Annotated in this window: 1 protein-coding gene; it reads right to left on the bottom strand. The window is 65.2% G+C overall.

The window, feature by feature from the left end; genetic code table 11:
* Positions 1-40: 40 nt before the first annotated feature.
* The coding region (locus tag JJD74_RS30620; protein ID WP_185831723.1) for a recombinase family protein at positions 41-765 on the bottom strand (725 nt) is incomplete at its 5' end.

Here is a 765-nt window from a genome sequence, read left to right as displayed (position 1 = left end):
GGGGTTTGGGGAGCAATGGAACCAAAAACCAACGTAAGCCCTACCAACGCTTTTCGGTGTCTTCTTCCCAGGCGCCCATCTCGACAAAACAGTTGCGCATGTCGGCCTCCTGGCTGATCTCGGTCAGCAGGTCATGCACGCTCTTGTCCAGCTCATCGTCGCTCCGATACGGAATGGTCAACTCATAGTGGCCGGCATCCAGCCGCTTCATGCCATAGGGCTCCAGGCAGTAGCGCTCAATGTTCTCCGTGGCCCGCTTCCGGCCGCGCACGAACTTGCTGTTATTCACCACCGCGAGGCGCAGGGTGACGGTGGCCACCCGCTCGGCGGCGGGCGGCTCTGCCGGCGACGCGGCCGAAGGCTGCTGGTCGCGTGACCTGGCGCTCTTCTGGTACGCGCCGATCTCGACACCACGGTGGCGCAGGTAGCTGTACAGCGTGCTCTTGGAGATGTGCAGCTTCTCGCCGATCGCGCTGACGCTCAGGCGACCTTCGCGGTAGAGGGTTTCGGCCGCCATGGCGGTGGCCTCAGCCTTGGCTGGCAGGCCCTTGGGACGGCCACCGATCCGGCCACGCGCCCGTGCGGCCGACAGACCCGCCTGAGTCCGCTCGCGGATCAGCTCGCGCTCGAACTCCGCCAGCGAGGCGAACAGGTTGAACACCAGGCGGCCTTGGGCGTGGGTGGTGTCGATGGGGTCATTCAGGCTCTGTAAGCCGACCTTGCGCTCTGCCAGCTCGCCGACCAACTCGACCAGGTGCTTGAGGG

Source organism: Pseudomonas sp. MF6776, assembly GCF_016613125.1.
Classification (GTDB): Bacteria; Pseudomonadota; Gammaproteobacteria; order Pseudomonadales; family Pseudomonadaceae; genus Aquipseudomonas; species Aquipseudomonas iridis.
This window is presented reverse-complemented; position numbering and strand designations above follow the sequence as displayed.